General features: G+C 45.9%; 13 protein-coding genes. 10 read left to right on the top strand and 3 right to left on the bottom strand.

Going from position 1 to position 16,067, the window contains the following annotated elements; all coding sequences use genetic code 11:
- Positions 1 to 41 precede the first annotated feature (41 nt).
- The 8 genes from bla to M0M83_RS00190 all read left to right on the top strand — a co-directional run bounded on the left by bla (position 42) and on the right by M0M83_RS00190 (position 9,791).
- On the top strand, positions 42 to 905 hold the full coding sequence (gene bla / locus M0M83_RS00155) for a class A beta-lactamase (protein WP_102139633.1): 864 nt from the start codon (positions 42 to 44) through the stop codon (positions 903 to 905).
- Between the two features lie 385 nt (positions 906 to 1,290).
- Positions 1,291 to 3,651, top strand: coding sequence for a hypothetical protein (locus M0M83_RS00160; RefSeq protein ID WP_025441398.1), 2,361 nt, complete (start codon positions 1,291 to 1,293; stop codon positions 3,649 to 3,651).
- The gene (locus M0M83_RS00165; protein WP_025441397.1) at positions 3,644 to 5,767 is read left to right on the top strand and encodes a site-specific integrase; all 2,124 of its coding nucleotides are present in this window, start codon (positions 3,644 to 3,646) and stop codon (positions 5,765 to 5,767) included. Before M0M83_RS00160 ends, M0M83_RS00165 begins: the two co-directional genes overlap by 8 nt.
- On the top strand, positions 5,764 to 6,342 hold the full coding sequence (locus tag M0M83_RS21610; protein WP_025441396.1) for a hypothetical protein: 579 nt from the start codon (positions 5,764 to 5,766) through the stop codon (positions 6,340 to 6,342). Before M0M83_RS00165 ends, M0M83_RS21610 begins: the two co-directional genes overlap by 4 nt.
- 313 nt (positions 6,343 to 6,655) lie before the next feature.
- Positions 6,656 to 7,735 carry a site-specific integrase gene (locus tag M0M83_RS21615; RefSeq protein ID WP_158088367.1) on the top strand — a complete coding sequence of 360 codons (1,080 nt, stop codon included), beginning with the start codon at positions 6,656 to 6,658 and terminating at the stop codon, positions 7,733 to 7,735.
- Positions 7,736 to 7,741: 6 nt separating this feature from the next.
- Positions 7,742 to 8,110, top strand: a complete 369-nt coding sequence (umuD, locus tag M0M83_RS00180; RefSeq protein ID WP_248467310.1) for a translesion error-prone DNA polymerase V autoproteolytic subunit — start codon at positions 7,742 to 7,744, stop codon at positions 8,108 to 8,110.
- 8 nt (positions 8,111 to 8,118) lie between these two features.
- The gene (gene umuC / locus M0M83_RS00185; RefSeq protein ID WP_248468477.1) at positions 8,119 to 9,384 is read left to right on the top strand and encodes a translesion error-prone DNA polymerase V subunit UmuC; all 1,266 of its coding nucleotides are present in this window, start codon (positions 8,119 to 8,121) and stop codon (positions 9,382 to 9,384) included.
- A 197-nt stretch (positions 9,385 to 9,581) separates the two neighbouring features.
- Positions 9,582 to 9,791 carry an antitoxin Xre/MbcA/ParS toxin-binding domain-containing protein gene (locus M0M83_RS00190; RefSeq protein ID WP_248467312.1) on the top strand — a complete coding sequence of 70 codons (210 nt, stop codon included), beginning with the start codon at positions 9,582 to 9,584 and terminating at the stop codon, positions 9,789 to 9,791.
- Positions 9,792 to 9,900: 109 nt separating this feature from the next.
- Here the strand turns inward: M0M83_RS00190 and M0M83_RS00195 are convergent, their stop codons facing one another.
- Positions 9,901 to 10,860 (bottom strand): integron integrase, encoded by a 960-nt coding sequence (locus M0M83_RS00195; protein ID WP_063100060.1) that lies wholly within the window; start codon positions 10,858 to 10,860, stop codon positions 9,901 to 9,903.
- 314 nt (positions 10,861 to 11,174) lie between these two features.
- On the opposite strand from M0M83_RS00195, the gene M0M83_RS21620 reads away from it, so the two are divergent.
- Entirely contained in the window at positions 11,175 to 11,585 is a 411-nt protein-coding gene (locus tag M0M83_RS21620; RefSeq protein ID WP_248467313.1) for a GFA family protein, read from the top strand.
- 132 nt (positions 11,586 to 11,717) lie between these two features.
- Positions 11,718 to 12,227: a hypothetical protein gene (locus M0M83_RS00205; RefSeq protein WP_248467314.1), complete on the top strand. Its 510-nt coding sequence runs from the start codon at positions 11,718 to 11,720 to the stop codon at positions 12,225 to 12,227.
- A 706-nt stretch (positions 12,228 to 12,933) separates the two neighbouring features.
- On the opposite strand, the gene M0M83_RS00210 is transcribed toward M0M83_RS00205, so the two are convergent.
- Positions 12,934 to 14,541, bottom strand: a complete 1,608-nt coding sequence (locus M0M83_RS00210; RefSeq protein WP_248467315.1) for a Tn7-like element transposition protein TnsE — start codon at positions 14,539 to 14,541, stop codon at positions 12,934 to 12,936.
- Positions 14,542 to 14,549: 8 nt separating this feature from the next.
- The gene (locus M0M83_RS00215; protein ID WP_248467316.1) at positions 14,550 to 16,067 is read right to left on the bottom strand and encodes a TnsD family Tn7-like transposition protein; all 1,518 of its coding nucleotides are present in this window, start codon (positions 16,065 to 16,067) and stop codon (positions 14,550 to 14,552) included.

The raw sequence follows: 16,067 nt of genomic DNA on the forward strand, positions 1-16,067 counted from the left end.
GCAGGAAACACCTTTCTTTATATCTAGGAAAAAACTATCGTATGTACTCCAAATTTGTTGTTTTTGTATCGCTGTTAAGCAGCTTAACCCTCAGCATTCCTGCCAACTCTTCTCCAGACCTGATAGTCAACAGCATCAAAGAGGTAGAGCAAAACCTGGGTGCTAAAGTAGGAGTCTCAATCTACAGCGTTTCTGATGGTTACCTTTGGCATTACAACGGCGATTCACGTTTTCCGTTGATGAGCACCTTTAAACCTCTTGCATGTGCGAAATTGCTCCACGATGTTGAAACGGCGAAGCTGTCGATTGATCGATCTGTGAAGATTGAGGAACAAGACCTTATTACTTGGTCGCCGATAACAGAAAAGCTTGTTGGAGAGAGCTTTTCCCTCAAGCAGGCTTGCACGGCTGCATTGGTTATGAGTGACAACACAGCGGCTAATATAGTACTGGACGGTATTAGTGGCCCATCTGAATTGACCTTGTTCATGAAAGAACTCGGTGATGAAGTAACGCGACTGGATCGTATAGAGCCTCATTTAAATGAAGCGCGAAGCGGGGATGAGCGTGATACAACAACACCTAACGCGATTGTAAAAAGCCTCGGGAAACTGCTTTATGGCGAGAAACTCTCAAGTGGCTCTAAAGAACAATTAATTGAATGGATGGCTGGCAACAAGGTGTCCGATAGCTTGTTGCGTTCAGTGCTACCAGAGGGGTGGTCAATTGCTGATAGGTCGGGTGCTGGTGGTTTTGGGTCTAGGGGAATCACCGCTGCGATTTGGTCAAATGAACAGCAGCCATTAATTGTTGCGATATATCTCACCCAGACTGAAGCTTCGTTTGACGAGAGAAATAAAGCTATTGCCAAAATAGGTAGAGAAATTTTCGCTTCTTATAACTAAGGCAACTTGGCGGGTACTAAGCACCTCAGCATCATAAGATGAGAGGTGTTCTTTCAATCTTCCTTTATAGCGGCAGCTAAATCGCAGCTAAAGACATCGATCAGGCCGCTCCGTATGTCCGCATTGTGCCGACTCCGGTATATGCGCAGGAAAATCATCTAACGTCCGGTTCCGGAAATTTCAGTTGGCTCTGTTAAAGCAACAGTGAGCGTATGCCCTCTCCCCCTTTAACGCTGCTCCTCAGAGACGGCTATACGGTAGTTATCTGCGGCCGTAGTTGAGCAGTGTGGTCATTTAGCAGTATCTCGCGCTATAAAAAACTGTATGTATATACAGTTTTTTATAGTAGGCTTATCTTGTAGAGCAAGGTGAGTGAGATCTCTTTATGAGTCGGGTTTCCCCAAAAAGTTTTCCCCAAGGTATCATTACGAAAGGCCACACAGATAAGAATTTCCAGTTTCTGGTTCTGTCCGGTAATGTTTTGCTTCTAATTCAATCTCACCTTGCTAATTTACCGCCGTCCCAGCGGCGGAGCGCTAATAGGGCTGTGTTCTACTTCGAATGTTTCCTGTGGCTAATCAACCATCCACCTATCACAAGCACTCTAGACCTTCGAACAAATGCTTTTCTGAGCATTCAGCGCCTTTTCTATGGCGCGCTTTACTCAAACTGTTTTCTGGCTGCTGAAGTAAAATACTCAGGCAGACAGAGACTTGTCCGGTATTTCTTTAAACTCCTCGCTGAGCTGTCTAAATCGTCTCCTATCAATATTTTTGTATATTCAGACCTTACAGATAGCCAGGTCCGAGAATGCATCGCTCAGTTTGAAGCTATTGGGATTGACCCTGTACGAGCAGCCAAGCTCATGGGGTGGCAAGTCGCAGACAGAAGCGCGAACTCATTTCGATTAAAGATGGGAGCCATCTTCGATGTTTTTGGGCCTGATTTTACGATGGAATTACACCAGGAGAGTAAGAAGCACGCCTTGGCTCATAGTCATTATAGTAACTACGCTAATGTGGTCTCTCGATTTGATGATTTTCTGCGCTGGTATGACGATGATCCGATAGACAGACCTTCCTTAAACGCTCACGTGCTCCAAGATCCAGTCTTTGTATATCAGCTTTTCTGGAGCTTTCAGCGCTGGCATTTCGAAGGGTACTCCGAGCGGAGCCAAACCCAACCGACGGAACGGGTGTTGGCAAACCTTCAGCGCCAATGGATCAGAATCATCTGTTGGGCAAAGTCTGTTCTGGTTAGCGGAGGGCTTATGTGTTCCCCGCTTGGCGATGTGTGGCCCGAAGGGAGCAAAAAGCTCACTCGATTCCTCCATGAAGTAGGCCACCATCGATACGCTGATGGTGAATCCCTTGTATCACAAAAGCTTTTGACCCAGATCCCACTGTCTGTCACAGATAAGGAGGCAACGGAGCTTCTATTCAGACAGATCGAAGACGACTTCAATAAAGTCGTTCGGTGGGCTCGACGGGAGATTGATCACATAGCTCATCGTTTGAACGTTATTGATCAGGCCTGCGATCAAGGGGATCTGATAACGCTAGGTTCTCGAATATCTGCTCGGGCTTATGGCCAGCCTGTGATGGGGATGAACAGCCTTATCAGAACTGTAAAAGAAACCCACAACGGATTTGCAATCATCGACCACGCTATGCGCGGCCACTTGGTAAGCGCAACAGGGAGTTCTTTTTCAACATCGGAGTTAGCGGCGAATCTGGCTATGCCGACGAAGTATGCGATTGCTCCCATCGCTCTCTGGCTAGTAGCGCAGCATCCCGTTCTGACCGAGGCATCTCTATTGAAATGCGAGTTATTCGACCGAAACGGTAAGCGAACCGGCTTTGTTAAGACCGACTCTGGATCTGTGCTTGTTGTGAAGAAAAACCGGAAAGGGAAGCAACAGGAGGTTGTACTGAGCGACGACGCAGCTTCGGTGGTCGAGCTGCTTATCCAGATCACGGCCCCGGTTAGGCGCTATCTCAAGGAGAAAAGGGATGATGCCTGGCGACGATTGTTCATCGTCGCGGGTGGTCAGGGCTTTCAGGAACCTTACACTTTCACAAACCAGACCAGCTTCGCCAAGATCCTCCGGCAGAAAGCCTTTATACAAGCTCATAGCGCCGAGTTAGGAGACATGGTCTCCGTATTGTCGCTGGCCCGGATAAGGGCTACCGCAGGTGTTCTCGTCTACCTCAAGTCGTTAAGCATAGAGAAAATGGCAGAGTCACTAGGCAACTCGAAACGAGTCGCCATGAACCATTATCTGCCGCCTACCATCATGCAGTTTTTCCAAGAGCGGTGGGTCAGGATTTTCCAAAACGCGGTGATTGTCCACGCTATGAAGGACTCTCCTTATCTGCTTGATGCAACGGACTTTAGCAGCATGAGTGAGTTGGATATGTTTCTAGAGGCGCATGCCCTTCGAACGCCGCCTGAAGAACCCGAACAGCTGAGTAGTTCCTCTGAGCAAATATCTGGTTCGTCAGATCCAGAGATCGTTATTTCTATCGATGAAGGCGTTCTTGGTGTGCTCCTCTCGCTAAAAATGGCCGTTGAGCAAGCTGGCCCACGTGCGGCGGGAACGGCTGTGTACTGGAGCCAGTTCGCAGCGAAGATAGAGGCTCACATTGAATCTGATGGTTATCTAGATCCATATATCCGCGGTTGTCTAGTTAAGGCTAAGGGGATAGCGAATCCTCAACAGTTTGAGGGTCTAGTCTATGGATGATAGCAGCGCGCTACCTCGCGAATTGGACTTCATAACGCGATCAGTCGATGCGGATCTAGGACTATTCCGAAGCGCTGAATGGCTCAATTCGAAGTTCGATGACCCAGTATGGAGCGCTCGTTTTGCCGAAAATGGCAAGAGAGACACTGTTATTGATTTCAGGGTTAGGCTCGATGATGGGCTACTGCTCACCCACCCAAGACATCACAACCTTTTGGAAAGCATAAAGGCATATTTATGTCTGTCGTCCCATCCGTTGGCCACCGGAGGCAGCCAGCTTGCCCCGAAGACGGTACAGCAAAGGGTTCGTACGACCTTAGGTATCATCGACTACTTTCTCCTGAGAGCCGAGCATTTCCAACTGGCATCCCATCAGTTCAAGCTAATTACGCCGCATGACATAACTGAGTTCATGGCTGTGTTGGCTACTGATCAGTACGCTAAGAACAATCTCTACGCTGCGCGTGAAGAGCTACAGCGTTTCCTTCGCCTCAACAGCCATCAGGTTACGAAGCTGGAGACACAGTACGTTCTATCAAAGGTTCCTGGAATCGCTATTGTTGATGATGTAGATGAGAGCAACCTTGGCTTATCAGAGTCGGAGATTGTTGCGGCTAGGATTTTTCTGTGGATCAACGGAAACTACAAACGCATACCGATTAAGGCGGGTAGTCATGGGCATTCATTTTTTAGTCATCAAGTTTCTCCAAACAGTATCTACTCTGAAATTTATCATGAGCGAACTTTAGTGACGCCTAAATTCCGGGGGCTGGTGCTGGACGAGCTCCACTTTAGCCCATCCGAGAAGACCTTTAGAGAGTATCCCATGGTTTCGTCCATGGTTCTGTATGATGATCCACTTCCCTCTGAGGCTGGGGTTGATTTCTACCGACAATCGCTTAAACGGATGGAACTCCTTAAGCTCTGTGGGCTGGACCATATCAACCATCTTTCGCTAACAGCCTTGGATAATAGAGCTTTCCTCGGGCAACTTAAGATGAAGGGCACCGGGCGTTACCGGTCGCTGCCTCGGGACGTCGTATTTTCATCGTTTCGGAACGCAGTGGAGTTCTACTTAGATTTGGGTCAGGTCCTTATCGATGGTTATCTGGCCTTGGCGCGAGAGGCTGATGCACGTGGATGTGCCATCGGGGATTTGACCCAATCTGAAACGATAGAGCTGATCCCAAAGAGGTTGCGAGACATCGGAGTAAGTATCTGGGATCTCTCGGCAGATTTTCGCGGGCAGAACCGTGGAGGCGGTAGCGCTCTGTTTTTTAAGCGGTTCAGAGAGAATGAGGGACTGCTCCAGCTAATTGAGGTACTTTATGGTGCCATCTGGATAATACTCGCTGCGCTTAGTGCCAGACGTTCTGGAGAGCTTAGGGATCTTAAGGCAGATACCTGCCTTGTTAAGAAGTCCCATGGCTATTATTTACAGTTTGACTTGCGGAAACGGAACTTCGGCAAGACTCGTGAACAGGTCCTTCGTCCCATTCCCAATGTCGCGGCCCGGTGCATTCTGAGCTTGGGTGATCTTCGTCAGAAGCTCTCCTTGCTTAGTTCAGTTACGATTTCAGATAGGCTGTTCAGCAAGCCTCATTATCGCGAAGTTGGCCTGTCTGCGATGGGTTCAGTAGACGCGGCCAAGGTGCTAAACCGCTTTTCTGACTATTTCGAAGTCCAACAGGACGCTACTGGGCATCGTTATTACATTCGTACCCATCAACTTAGACGCTTCTTCGCTATGACATTCTTCTGGGCCGGCGGATTTGGCGGCCTAGACACACTTCGGTGGTTTTTGGGTCATACGAATGTCGAGCATGTTTATCACTACATCACAGAGACCGTTCCAGGAGAGGTGTTGCGAAGAATCGGTGCCGAATACGCATCTGATGCACTTCTCATAGGGCAGAGCAACACAGAAGATCTGGGTAATCTCCTACGTGAGCGTTACGGATTGTCATCATTTTCCATCATGCAGTCGGATGAAGTCGCAGACTATATCGAAGACCTAATGATGGAAGGGTTGCTAAAGATAGAGCCAGTCTTCTTCGACACACCGACAGGAAAGCGCCATGAGATCCTCTTTAAAATCACCGGAGAAAATTCATGAAGAAAGCATCACGGCAGGTGTCTGCTCAGCTTGAGATTAGCAACAGATCTGTTCTTTCTCGCGTTGAGTATCTCGAATCGATTATTCACTCACCCGCCGAGCATCAAGAAAACATAACACTTTTGATCGCTTTGAAGAGCCAAAGTGGACTTGCAAAGCTGGCGGTTAGCGAAGCTTTTATTTCTCCTATGTCTCTCAATACGCTTAAGAACAGAGCGAATGACATACTCCCTGGTGGGTTTACGACTATTGATCACCTGAGACGCCAGGCCGCAAAAGCTATTCACGATTCAACCGTAGTCAAGCCTTCATCGTCCTCTATAACCAAGCAGGACCTCAAAGATAAGATTAAGGCTCAGGAAAGGACCATCTCTCAGTTGTGGGATGAAATCGCACTGGTTACGAATGTTTTTAGAGAATCAGTAACACTCGCCCAACAGTTTGCCGAGAAATGCCCAGACCCGGCAGATCTGATCCTTTTCAAAAAGCGCCGTAGAGAGCTGCTTTTAATGTTCTCATTAAGCAAGCGGCCTCAGACGCCTTTACATGAGAGCCCGTCCAATGCCGAAGGATGAGAAACTCTATAATCTAACGAGCGATGTTTTCCGATTACCTTACGGGGTTGATCGAAATAGCCACGTCCTCAGCGTCAGAGCTGATAACATTCCGCTTCTCTGTTGGCCCGATGGCAGGCCGTGCACCGAGGCGAACCTATATATGCTGCACTGTTTTGAGCGTGGACTTTCCCGTAAGGAAGGCGGTGGGACACTTACTCAATATGCCAAGCTTCTTTCACACCTTATTCGCTTTTGCTTTAACAACAACTACTCATTCATAGGGTTGACTGATTCTCGCTTTTCACTATTCATCAGAACGCTCCAAGGAGAAATGGATCCACGAAAACCAGAGCAGAGAAAACGGAGAGCAGCCCATGTGGCAAACATAGGGAGAACCTGCCTCGGCTTTTTAGGATTCGTTGGAGAACTCTATCTAGAACCGTCGTTCGTCGGCGCCGCAGGAACGATCAGGGCTGAGACGAAGGAGTTCAAGCTGGCTGGTCAGAGAAAGCAGATAGTCCATACCTATTGGCATCACCATTCCTTTCCTAACCCCGAGCCTCCAACACGGCGCTTACCTATCAATTCTACAAATATCGCAAAACTGATCGAAGTGATTCCGGATGTGAGCACGACGACCTATCAGAGAAGACGGCGTTTCATTCTGGTCAAGCTTTTGGAGATTACTGGGGCAAGGCGAGTTGAGATCGCGAACATCAGAGTCGAAGACATCTATAACGCGAGGAAGATGAAGCAAGAGCCTGTTCTCAAGGTCTTCACCGCCAAGCGCTCGGGAGGAAGGGAAGAGTACAGATACTTGCCGGTTTCCAAAATGGACCTTGAATTGATCGTAAATTTCATCGAAAAGTTCCGACACCGGATCATTAAGAAGACCATCGGTAGCGCTAGTGACTTGGGCTATCTGCTGATTTCGGAAAGTAGTGGACTAAGGCTCGCTACCGAGACGCTGACGAATGAACTACTGCTGCTTGCCAAGGCTGCCAAGATCGAAGAGCAAGCCTGCGCACACATGTTCCGGCATAGATTCATTACCAAGCTTTTTGTGGCTTTGATTGAGCAACATGAATTCGAAAATGGGGACGATTTTCGGCGTGCTCTCCTGGATGGTGAGACCCTCAAGAGAAAGGTTCAAGAGTACACGGGGCATACTTCGATCAGTAGTCTTGAACCGTATATTCACTTGGCTTTCGAGGAAGTGGCGAGGTTTGGAAGTACCTTAGACCTGATTAAAGCAAAGCTTGCCGTTGAATCGCTACGGTCCAATCTCAAGGACATTGCTATCGAACTCAGACACGGCAGGAGTCCTACTGAATTGAGCGCCCTCCTCCGCGACTATATCGACTTGGCGCTGGAGGAACTCAGTAGCGCCTCAATTTCTACAGAGAGCTGACAAGATATGGGCAGAATGAGTTCATATGGGAATCCAGCGCAAGACTATGTCGAGCGCACACTCGATTTAAATGAGCTATGCATCCGCCACCCTAATGCGACTTTCTTCGTACGTGTTAAAGGTGATTCCATGATTGAAGCCGGCATTTATGACGGCGACGTATTAGTGGTAGACCGATCTATTGATGCCGAGCATGGCGATATCGTGGTTGCTGCTGTTGGTGGTGAGTTTACGGTGAAAGAGTTTTGCACGCGCCCGTCGTTGGCTTTACTGCCCCGAAACCCAGCTTACAAACCGATACGGCCACGGAATGGCGAAGAGCTGAGCATTTTTGGCGTGGTGACTAACGTTATCCGGCAAATGAAACGCAAATGAGCCAGCCCATCTACGCCTTGGTAGACTGCAATAACTTTTACGCCAGCTGCGAAAAGCTGTTCCGTCCAGACTTGGCTGATACACCTGTTGTTGTGCTGTCTAACAACGATGGATGTATTGTCGCTCGCTCGAGAGAAGCCAAAAAACTAGGCATTAAAATGGGCGTACCGGTATTTCAGGTGCGTGAGCTGATGCAAAAGCGCGGCGTAGTGGCCTTCTCATCTAACTATGCGCTTTATGCGGATATGTCGCAGCGGGTGATGAGTACATTGGAAAGCCTAGCGCCCCGGGTTGAGGTTTATTCCATCGACGAGTCCTTTCTTGATTTAACCGGGGTAGATTTCAGCCAAAACCTGACGGAATTTGGTTTAACGGTAAGGCAAATAGTGCAAAAGTGTACCGGCATTACCGTATGTGTTGGCATAGCGCCAACCAAGACATTGGCAAAACTGGCAAACCATGCAGCCAAGACCTGGCAGAAAACCCGAGGTGTAGTCGATTTAACCAGTAAAGAACGCCAGCGCAAGCTGCTAGCATTACTGCCAGTGGATGAGGTCTGGGGTATAGGCGGCAAGCTAACAAAACGCCTACAGCAGTTGGGCATCGACACCGCTTTGCAGCTGGCTGATGCTGACCCTAAGTTTATTCGGCAACATTTCTCGGTTGTGGTAGAGCGCACAGTGCGTGAACTTAATGGCGAGTCGTGTATTGCACTGGAAGAAATGGCGCCAACAAAAAAACAGATTGTCAGTAGCCGGGCTTTTGGTGAACGCATCACCGATAAACAGCAAATGCGCGAAGCTATAAGTGAGTACATTAGCCGCGCCTGTAAAAAGCTTCGTCAGGAGCAGCAAGAAGCTAAGTACTTAACCGTGTTTCTGCGTACCAGCCCCTTTAGCGACAAAGATGCACCTTACAGCGCCAGTAAAAGCATCGAACTTGATAACCCCACTAGCGATACCCGTGCTTTCCTTGCCAAGGCTATGCAGTTATTAGACGGCCTCTGGCTGGATGGATACCGCTACGCCAAAGCCGGCGTGATGCTGTCAGACTTTTACGACCCGGGCGTATATCAACCTGGACTTTTTGATGAGCCGCTCATTAAAAGAGAATCAGACCAGCAGTTAATGCAGCTGATAGATAATTTAAACGCCAAACATGGAAAGACCATCTGGTTTGCCAGCCAAGGTACCAAGCAGGATTGGAGCATGAAGCGTGAATTACTGTCGCCGGCATACACCACCAACTGGCAGGAGTTACCTGTGGCGAAGTAAAGCAGCACATAGTCAAATACCGATGTGAAACCATGCTCATTTAAACTTAAAATCGAATTGTCATTACAGACCGGGACCAGGAAACTGGAGTAGTGATGCCGGAGCAACGTTCCCCCAGCCTGTGAGCGGGATAAAAAGGCGACCCGGATTTACGCCTTTAAAACAACCCACCTGACAAACGTGGTAAAGGTATGCACATGCAACATAATCAAGCTTATTCAAAAGCACAGCTCGAGCAGGAGCTAAATGCATTTTTTGGTAATGACACCGCCAAGATAAATCAGTGGCTTGATACGCCTATTCCTGGGCTAGACGGCCAATATCCACGTAGCATGCTTGCAGCAGACGATAAACGTGCTGAGCTTTTTCAGGTGCTGGAAGAAATGAAGTTTGGGGATTTGGTTTAAAGTCCGCTTTGAGCGAAAAGCAGAGATTCAGCACCTCAACACAATCCGCATGCGAATGACCGCTTTTACCGCAAAACCGGACATGAAGCCCGGTTTATTTAAAACGAAATTATCGGTCTATAGGGCTAATTGTCCCTGATGAATGTTGACCGATGACATGTGTATATATTTGAGTTGTCTTCAAATCCGTATGCCCTAACAGCTCTTGAACTGTACGAATGTCTGTTCCCGCTTTTAAAAGCTGCGTTGCGAAAGAGTGCCTGAATGTGTGTGCGGTAACGTGTTTCTGAACACCTGACCGTATAACAGCGCTCCTTAATTTCTTTGTTAGGGACGTCCAATGCAAGTGATGGCGGCAAACATATCCATCCACTGGATGCTTACACCTGACAGATGATGGGAATATAAATTGCCACTTAAAATCAGAAATTGCGTAAGGGTATTTTCGAGCGAGCCCTGGCGGGAGACTTGTTTTACCCTCACCTTCGCAAAGATCCTTTTCGTGAAGATCACGAACCTTTTCAATATGCAATTTAAGGGGTTCAACAAGCTTTTCAGGTAACATCGTGACTCGATCTTTACCGCCTTTGCCACGAAATACATAGACATTCCTTGACTCAAAATCGATATCTTTAACCCTTAGCATTAATAGTTCTGCTTTCCTTAGCCCACAACCATATAAAAGCGAAAACATCAGTTTATAGCTACCGGATAGCTGATTGATGATACTCATTGCTTCGTTATGAGATAAGACGGATGGAACCCGTTTAGGTGCGCGTGCTTTTATCGTATCAGGTAGTAAAGTAAGTTCTCTCTGAAGTATATGTTTATACATGAAGACGATAGCGCAAAGCGCCAAGTTTTGAGTAGACGCCGTAACTTGTCGGTTTACGGCTAAATATGTCAAAAAATTAGTTACCTCTTGTTCCCCCATGTTCTTAGGATGCTGTTTTTTGTTAAACAAAATGAAGCGTTTTATCCAAAGTAAATAGGTTTTTTCAGTCTGAATTGAGTAATGCTTGGTTCGCATAACCTGTCTGATGCTTTCAAGGAAAGGTGAACGAGTCATGTAAGCTCCTTTGTTGATTATCGAGTGTGTTACTGAGACTTCTCAGTAACACCTGATGATAAGGAGGCTAAACCAAGATAAGGCATTGATATTAATAATATTACCCCGTTTTGGGGTGGAGACATTACTGAGAAGTCTCAGTAATGTCGTAAATTAAAAGTAAATTAAGTCCTTAACTAGCTTCTTAAGTTATTGATCTTCAGTAAACTCATAGGTATAAATTTGTTTTGCCTTTCGGATGTTACTGAGAGGTCTACATAATAACTGTTAAGTAATCATTAGTAGGAAGAATGAACATAATGAAAGGAAAGTGTTTGTGTGAAACTGTCGAGTACGAAGTCACAGGCTCGCTCGGCCCAATCTACAACTGTCACTGTTCAAAATGCAGGCGCTGGCATGGTTCGGCCTTTAGAACTCGGGCATCTATCAATAAAAACCAGTTCAAATGGCTAAACGGCTCTGAAAACTTGTCCTCGTATAAATCATCTGAAAATGTTACAAAGTTTTTTTGCAAAACCTGCGGCTCGCCTTTAATTAGCACATATGAAAACAAGCCTGACATTTTAGGTATTCCTCTGGGTGGCATAGAAGGAATTACCGAGGCCAATATTGAGGCGCATATTTTCGTAAGTTCAAAAGCAACATGGCACAAAATTACTGACTCTGTACCACAATTTGAAAATTGGCCTGGGTCTGAGGAAGCAGTTAGAAAAACAAATACTTAACAAGGCGTTGCAGCACCGTTACGGCTTCGCCTCCACTGGACAGTTTGTAAGTTGCGCTTTTGTGGTTTTGCTTCGCAAAAGTATTCCACAACGCACAACTTACAAACTGCCGCTGAACTTGGCGTTAAATGTATGACTATGGAACGCACATTTTTCTATTACGAAAGAACGAGAGCGCAGCAGGCAAAAGTTCTTGCTTTCAATATGCTATTTTTACCGTTTATTTTTTGGCTGTTTTTGTTGCTAATCCCAAAATCAGAACCTATTTATAATGAATTTGTGCTCTACACGAAATATATCGTAGTGTTGGCAGAGCTTGGGTTGCTGTCCATGGTGGCCTGGTTTCTTACCCATCCGGCAAAATTCTATATCAAGCTTACAAATTCTGAGTTCAGTTCATTTCATCCAACTTTTAAAGAATGGACGTTCTCAGTTAATCCGCAGGAAGTAGTTTCAATCGAGCACAGGACAGATATCGGAGCGAACTCAAGTTTCATTTCAGTAATAATGAATAATGGCAATTCGGTTTTATTGAGCCCAAACTACCCATATAATCGTAGCGAACTGTATGAGGCTTTGCGGTTGGCAAATCCAAATATAAAAACGCCTGAAAATACTTGGTCATTTCCTTATAAAAAGTAGTATCAAATAAAACATTTAACAAGGCGGTCAAACATCGTTCCGCTTCGCTCCACTGGACAGAAATTAAGTAGGTTTTTTGTGGCTTTACTTCGTAAAATGTTTCCACAAAAAAACCTACTTAATTTCTGCCGTTTACCGCAACGTTCTGCTAACACCTAAAAGCGGACTTTACAGCCTTAAAGTTGGAATGTCTGCAATTGGCACAAAGCCACTATTCGATACAGTGGTACTTTTAGTGAATTAGGTGGTGCTGTCAGTTTGCAACGAGTGGTGCAACCGACTTGCAAATAGGTGGTGTATTAAATGGAATTAACCACCCACCCTCTATGGTGTAGAAAATCTGGCTATCGCGCCCGGCTACAGGTCACAAAGCTAGTCTGAATAAAAATTCACAGTCATGAAAGATCAACTTTTAGTCAAATTTGATTTCTGATTAGGTGTAATGTGATGCCCCTCATTGCGAAAAGGGCATTTAATTAATCTGCTAAAAAAACACTACTTGTGTTGATTAAATGTCAAGCTAAAGTTGTTTCATCGCTTTTGATGCAAAAAAAATAATGTAGGTATAATTTAACGTGGGAGCATTGCCGGTGTTCTCGAGTGAAATTGGCGAAGCCATTGAGTGCCGGGTTAACCACTGGATAGATAATTTTCCTTTTATCTCGTAAAGCGGGCGCCAATTTGATGCACTTATAAAACCATCAAATTAATGCGATAAACACTGTGTAAAGCGTTGCGCCCAACTCTCAATCGACTCAACCGGAATGTTTCCAGCCTCTGCCCCTTGGTGCTTGGGGTGATTAATGCCGATGTGACAGTTTTCACCAAACAAACCATCCAATAACTCGTTAGGCCAAGATATTGATTTTGCGACCACACCTTTGCGGATAAGAGTGAAATGCTCGATCCAATCCCGTGCATCTGAGCCAAAAATCACTTTGGTTGAGAGCATTTTGATACCATCTGAGGTATCAACTTCTAACAGCACTACATCAGTCTGCATGTAACGAAGCCGAACGGCCTTAATCGCCCTTTGTGTGCCATTCTCCAGAAGGTGTTGTTTGCTGCGGCCGACCTTAGGCAATGGTAGTGTTTCTTCATGAAGAATTCGGCATTTATGTTTGAACTTTAAAACCTGCAGCATTCGATCGAAACTCTTGAAACGACTTGCAAATTGTCGCTCTCGGTCCGTAACGTCCTCTTTGCCACCAACATCTGCCGCAGGCAAGCTGCCGCCTTGATGAGGTTCTCCCGTGCTCACGTCCCTGCCTGCCTCTTTTTCGGCAAGTTCATCAAAAATCAGATTTGGGCGTTCTTTAACCACTTCCTGTTTGTAAACCCTGCTGGGCTTTGTAAAGCGGCACCAGGTTAAGTCTCCTTCTAGCATCAATGTTTCATTTTCATCAGAAGCGGATTGTTCGTCATCAATTTCAAACTCTTCGTCAGTTTGTTGCCAGGCGGTACCGCCAGAGCCACTGCGAGCTTTGCTGTCAGTTTGCTTGTTGTTGACAAAATCCGGATGAATGAACGCAACGCTCTCTGGCAAATTGACGTCAAAATCAATCCCGACAATTTCTTCCACTAAATAATGGCTTTTACCGGTGTTGTACCTACCGCGAACATGTAATTTCCAGTTTGTCATCGTAGGTGGCGTAAAGCTAAAACGCCAGCTCTCCAAACGATCTCTGAACTCACGCGTTTCTTGATAGCGTTGGAAGATGCTTTGGTAAGAGGCCATTGCCTGAGGATCTGTCAGTAGCCATGCCAAAAGTTGCTTAGTGCCACTTTGATCAAACGCAGATTTTGGAAAAGTACTGGTTTGTAGCACATGAATATTGACATGATTTTGTTCAGGTACGGGTTGAACATCAAATTCTAAGGGTAAGGTGGCACTGCTCAAACATGCCCGACAGAGATAGGAATTGACCAAGAAAATAGCCCTGGCAAGTTCAAGCTGTGGTATAACAATCCAATCGTCTTTGTTACCCCAACAGCAGAAAGCATTCTGAATTCCATCTTTATCTCGGATTGACTTAAAGCTGCTGATCTCTGGGAAATCAGCCAATTTTGCTTCGATAAGCTTATAGCCAGGTTCAAATGTGATTACTCTGTCTATACGGCGCGATTGTTTTTTCTGACTATTCGGCAGCTTCCCTCGGCTAAGTAGGGGTAAATTCGATAATCTGGCATGTTTTTTATCTTGCGTAGGCCAGCACCAAACGGCAATTGACCATTCAGGCACATTGTTGTACCGAAAGAAATCCCCGATATGAACTATAGTAGCGTCCTTGCCAAATCCTTTGATGCTCGTCACTCAATCTCCTAGGAAAATAAACGTAATTCAGCCAAAACACGTTTGCTGTCAGCGGTTAACCGTTCCTTACTTAGCCCTGCTTGACGCAAAATAACCCAACTTTTTAGTTGGCTAGTTTCTCGGTAAGCCTGGATACAGGCATTACTTAATCGCCTCAACTGATATTCGGTAATGGTTTCGGAATATCGCTGCAAAAACGTATGAACCAATGGCAGTTTGTTCAAGTTTTTTTCAACAGTGCTTTTATTCTTCAGCTGCGATAAAAGGTAGTTTGCTGACAAGCGTGGTACAGAATAGTCTATTTCACTTGCCCGAAACCAACGAAGCAAACGCCTCACAAGCATTAGATCACGTTTATGCCAATCAGATTTCAGCTGGGGGTTGGGTTTTCTCTGATGGTATTCTGCATTAAATTGAAGCAGCCAAGTTCTATCATTTCGATAAAGCCAAGCATATAACGCCTTACCTTTGCCGAATTCACGCGCTGCGGTTACCCCCATCTCTAATACGGCTTGCTGCCAAAGCTGGCGTTTGCGCAGTAAATCCTGATTATTTACCTTCTGTTGCTCGGTTGTACTGCAAAAAAATTTATTGTTTGGCTTAATTTTGTAAACCAGTGCCACAATTTCTTTTGTGGATAAATCGGGAATTAATGCCCTCCAAACTAAGGCATGCTCTAAGTAACTAAAGGCCTTTCGATGTTTGCGGAAAATACTTTTTAGCCAGCAAGAATCTCTCGAGGGATTGATTTGCAGACGCAGTTGCTCAAAGGTTTTATGATGGAATGCATCACTGATTCTTGAATAAACGTCATCGTGCTTAATGTGCTTGCCCCTGCACAAGCGAAGGTCTAAAGCTAGATCATGGTAGAAAGTTGTCCATTGTGAAAAGCTTGGCGAATATTCTGGCTCCATCGCTATGAGTTGTCTGGCGTATTTCGCTAAGTGCATTAAATCCGAATTGATAGGCACATCATTCATCAAATTTGGAATTTTAACATTTAACGCATGAAATTGATGACGCTGTTCAGTTGTGCCAACTGCAAATAGATGAAGAGCTCCATGCTCAGGACAAAGATTCAAACCTGGGAAAAACCAATTACGCTGCCAGAAAGTCTCGCCATACTGTTGGGACTGAACTTTTAAACATTCTGAGCAGTAACGCAAACGGTTATCGGTCTTAACCCTTGATGCGGCAACCCCAAGTAACAAGTGCACTGCGCCTTGTGAACGTCCAGCCATCAATTGCATAGCGCGTACTCTGTGAAGCTCTGTTACAAATGGCGCATAAAGTGGAAACATTGTGTGCCTATAAATCAACTCCTCTAACGAGAAGCGTCCAGTGTTTTTTAACTGTTCCGATAATGACTGTAAATGGCAGGGTAAATCTAACGTGGCAATCACTTTGCGGTTGTTAAAAATCTCGTCCAGTAGCTGCTTGGGGCTTGTAATACCATGATAAATGCTGGCACGCGCCACTGTGCTATATATCAGCTCATTCGGATATGGCACAGGGAAATTATGCAT

Source organism: Providencia rettgeri (assembly GCF_023205015.1).
GTDB classification, from domain to species: Bacteria; Pseudomonadota; Gammaproteobacteria; order Enterobacterales; family Enterobacteriaceae; genus Providencia; species Providencia rettgeri_E.

Coding starts and splice junctions, on each gene's coding strand:
- M0M83_RS00160 (WP_025441398.1), top strand. CDS start 1,291: ATGAGTCGGGTTTCCCCAAAAAGTTTTCCCCAAGGTATCATTACGAAA.
- umuD (WP_248467310.1), top strand. CDS start 7,742: ATGGGCAGAATGAGTTCATATGGGAATCCAGCGCAAGACTATGTCGAG.
- M0M83_RS00190 (WP_248467312.1), top strand. CDS start 9,582: ATGCAACATAATCAAGCTTATTCAAAAGCACAGCTCGAGCAGGAGCTA.
- M0M83_RS00165 (WP_025441397.1), top strand. CDS start 3,644: ATGGATGATAGCAGCGCGCTACCTCGCGAATTGGACTTCATAACGCGA.
- M0M83_RS21610 (WP_025441396.1), top strand. CDS start 5,764: ATGAAGAAAGCATCACGGCAGGTGTCTGCTCAGCTTGAGATTAGCAAC.
- M0M83_RS21615 (WP_158088367.1), top strand. CDS start 6,656: ATGGATCCACGAAAACCAGAGCAGAGAAAACGGAGAGCAGCCCATGTG.
- M0M83_RS00215 (WP_248467316.1), bottom strand. CDS start 16,067: ATGCATAATTTCCCTGTGCCATATCCGAATGAGCTGATATATAGCACA.
- bla (WP_102139633.1), top strand. CDS start 42: ATGTACTCCAAATTTGTTGTTTTTGTATCGCTGTTAAGCAGCTTAACC.
- M0M83_RS00195 (WP_063100060.1), bottom strand. CDS start 10,860: ATGACTCGTTCACCTTTCCTTGAAAGCATCAGACAGGTTATGCGAACC.
- M0M83_RS00205 (WP_248467314.1), top strand. CDS start 11,718: ATGACTATGGAACGCACATTTTTCTATTACGAAAGAACGAGAGCGCAG.